Source organism: Coprococcus sp. ART55/1 (genome assembly GCF_000210595.1).
GTDB lineage: Bacteria > Bacillota > Clostridia > Lachnospirales > Lachnospiraceae > Coprococcus > Coprococcus aceti.
The window spans coordinates 2,579,529-2,582,645 of sequence record NC_021018.1 but is presented as its reverse complement, the minus strand read 5'-3'; the positions used below and the strand labels follow the sequence as shown (position 1 = coordinate 2,582,645).

Sequence of the window (3,117 nt, the reverse complement as noted above, 5' to 3'; positions counted from 1 at the left end):
TGATCGTAGTAAGCGTCGATAGCGGCCTTAAGGGTGTCATCTATGATAACTCTTCCCTTATACTCTCTGTTGTAAAGATGCTCCACTACCTCTGCCATTGTTACGATAGCTGTTGTCTTGATTCCGTAGTTCTCCTCGATCTCTGTCAGCGCACTCTTCTCGCCCTGGCCTCTCTCCATTCTGTCTACTGAAACCACAAGACCCATGACATCCACGTCGCCCTGTGCCTTGATGATAGGAAGTGTCTCCTGAATAGATGTTCCGGCTGTTGTGACATCCTCGATGATGACAACCTTATCGCCATCCTCTATAGGACTTCCAAGGAGTATTCCCTTGTCGCCGTGATCCTTTACCTCTTTTCTGTTTGAGCAATACTTGATGTCCTCATCGTACATCTCTGCTATGGACATAGTTGTCGCAACTGTGAGAGGTATTCCCTTGTATGCAGGACCAAATAACACATCAAAGTCCAGACCAAACTCTGCATTTATAGCCTCAGCATAATACTCGCCAAGTCTCTTTAGCTGGGCACCTGTTCTGTAAAAGCCTGTATTGACAAAAAATGGTGTCTTTCTTCCACTCTTTGTAACGAAATCTCCAAACTTGAGTACGTTACAGTCAATCATAAATTCGATAAATTCCTGCTTATATGCTTCCATTTTAATAAAACCTCCTGTATTTACAGGGGTTCCGGGGAACCCCTTATTCTCAAAATAGCCTTACTACACACTTACTACACACTTTTGAGCTTACACAGCCTTTTCCATCTTCATCATCTCTGTAAACAGTGTATCCTCTGTCACATGACAATACAAATCCATTGTCATCTGCAAGGAGCCATGTCCGAGAATCTTCTGTAATGTCTTTGGCTGCATTCCGTTCTCAATTGCTCTGGTTGCAAAAGTATGTCTTAAGCAATGTGGTGAAAACATCTCATAGTCAGGATGCTCTTTTCGAATCCGGTTTACAATGGCACCGATTGCCTCCTGCACTATGAACTGTTGTGTAGGTCTGTTGTTTTTCGTAACAAACACCAAGTCCCTGTACTGTTCCTCTGTTTCGATTCCCTTAAAGAGAATCTTCTGTTTTTGAATGCGCTGTCGTTTCAATGCCTCCAACGCCCTCGTGGTTAATGGAATCGTTCGTCTTCCATTCTTGGTCTTTGCATCATGCATCTCAAAAATGTACTTACCATCTTTTTGAAAATAGCACAATGTGTGACGCACATACAGTACCTTCTTGTCAAAATCAATGTCCTTCCACTGAACACCACAAAGCTCTCCAATACGCATTCCGGTTTCTATGGCAAGCACAAACAGATTATAGTAGAAACTACTCTGTGCCTCACCTAAAAACAACTCTGCTTCACTTACTGTCAGTACACGTCTTTCCTTCTTATCTTCCTTGGAAATCACCGTGTTTAATTGCTTTGCAACATTTTTTGTAAGTAAATCAGAGTCGATTGCTTTTTCCAGCATATCCACCGGAATCTTTTTCGTGTTCTTTCTGGCATTATCAGAAACAAGCTCATTGAGTGCATTCTGCATGATAATCAGGTTCAATGATGTCAGCTTACGCCACCCAAGCTCCTTCTGTATCCGCTTATAATGTGTGGCATAGGATTCCCTAGTGGAATTCCTGCAATTCTTCTTACAGGTATTCATCCAAATCTCATACCACTCATCAAGGGTTACATCCTTGGTGACAACATTCAGTGCCTTCTCATCCTCATACTGTTCCTCACGCATCCTTTTACGAAGTTCATTCAGATTGCTTGCGTATATGGTCTGCGTCTTGCCGAAACGATTCACAAATCGTCCCTGATAAAGTCCATCACTCTTTCTCTGTGTAATGCCTTTACCAAGTTCTTTACCTTTTATGGATTTACCCATATCTGCCTCCTTCCAGCGTGTATATACGTTGAAAGGAACCATCAGTCCACCCAATTGTAGCATATACACACTTAATTTTCAATTAGTTTCATGGTTATTTAATAAATTCATTGTCTTTTTATGAATCAAATTTCCTAGCATCCAATCTGATTCAAAAGCCATTCATCCAGCTTGCCCTTGTGAGCATACAGTCTGTTTCCGATGCGAACCGCGAATACATCAGCATTTTCAGCCAACAACTCACGTGCCTTTGTCTGACCAATCCCCAAATAAGAGCAAAACTCTTTTACAGTCAATAAAGCCTTATCCTTCATTCTTCTACCTCCTCAAAATCCTATTTCTAAGCCAAACACAAATAAATTTCTGTTTTTTCTCCAAAAATATAGAACATTTGTTTGTGTCATATTATAATGGTTATGCGCATACCATTTCTTTTCAAAAGTAATCGTTTCTTATCAAAAACTATTACTCTCTCACTTATAGGAGATTTAGAAGGGGTTTTGCGGAAGTGTTTTTAAAAAAAGTTGCAAAAAATTTTAAATATGTATATACAAGGCAGGTTTTACGGATAAATGAACATTAGAAAACATCAGGAATTGATGGACTTCTGGGAATATTCTCATAACTTCGACAGCGAAGACGGAGCCTTTTCCATAGATGATGATATTACCTTTGAGGCATCCCAGCAGGAATTACAAATTGAATTAGAGCATTTTAATGAAATGGATTTGGAACAGGAATTACATCCCATAAAAGATGATAATTTCCAGCCGAAGGATGAGCACCCCAATAAGACCATGTTAAAAAAGGAGCTTCGTGCCATTGCTTTAAAGCGACTGGAGGACGGTGCCCGCACTGTTTCGGATTTTGAGGAAGTGATAAGGGAATGGGACCTATTAGATTCCAACAGAGAACGCAAGGAGCGATATCACGAAATCGGCAGAGAAAACCTAGACAGCAAGAAGGATGTGGCACCACTTGCCATTGTTATCCCGGCTCCCATCAATCATGCTTACTGGCGACAGCTTATGAAAGGGGACTATATAGACATTATCTCTAACTGTCCTTTTGAGATGCACAACTCCCTTTCCGATGAGGACTATTCCAAGATTATTTATGACTTAAAGGGCGACCATAAGGAGTTGATATACTTCCTATATCTTAGAGATTTCACTACCAGTCAGCTTGCTGCTTTACGTAATCAGAGCGACAGAAATATCCGTGG

At 40.8% G+C, this 3,117-nt stretch carries 4 protein-coding genes; 1 reads left to right on the top strand and 3 read right to left on the bottom strand.

Annotation, left to right across the window (positions count from 1 at the left end):
* From pyrE to CCU_RS11610, 3 genes are all read right to left on the bottom strand, one after another.
* A partial coding sequence (gene pyrE / locus CCU_RS11620) for an orotate phosphoribosyltransferase (protein ID WP_208896206.1) occupies positions 1-659 on the bottom strand: 659 nt, incomplete at its 3' end.
* Positions 660-749: 90 nt separating this feature from the next.
* Positions 750-1,892 carry a tyrosine-type recombinase/integrase gene (locus CCU_RS11615; RefSeq protein WP_055144718.1) on the bottom strand — a complete coding sequence of 381 codons (1,143 nt, stop codon included), beginning with the start codon at positions 1,890-1,892 and terminating at the stop codon, positions 750-752.
* Between the two features lie 134 nt (positions 1,893-2,026).
* Entirely contained in the window at positions 2,027-2,206 is a 180-nt protein-coding gene (locus tag CCU_RS11610) for a helix-turn-helix domain-containing protein (RefSeq protein WP_015534801.1), read from the bottom strand.
* A gap of 258 nt (positions 2,207-2,464) precedes the next feature.
* Between CCU_RS11610 and CCU_RS11605 the strand changes: the two genes are divergently transcribed.
* Positions 2,465-3,117 (top strand): hypothetical protein (locus CCU_RS11605; protein WP_208896205.1); only part of this gene is annotated, 653 nt, incomplete at its 3' end.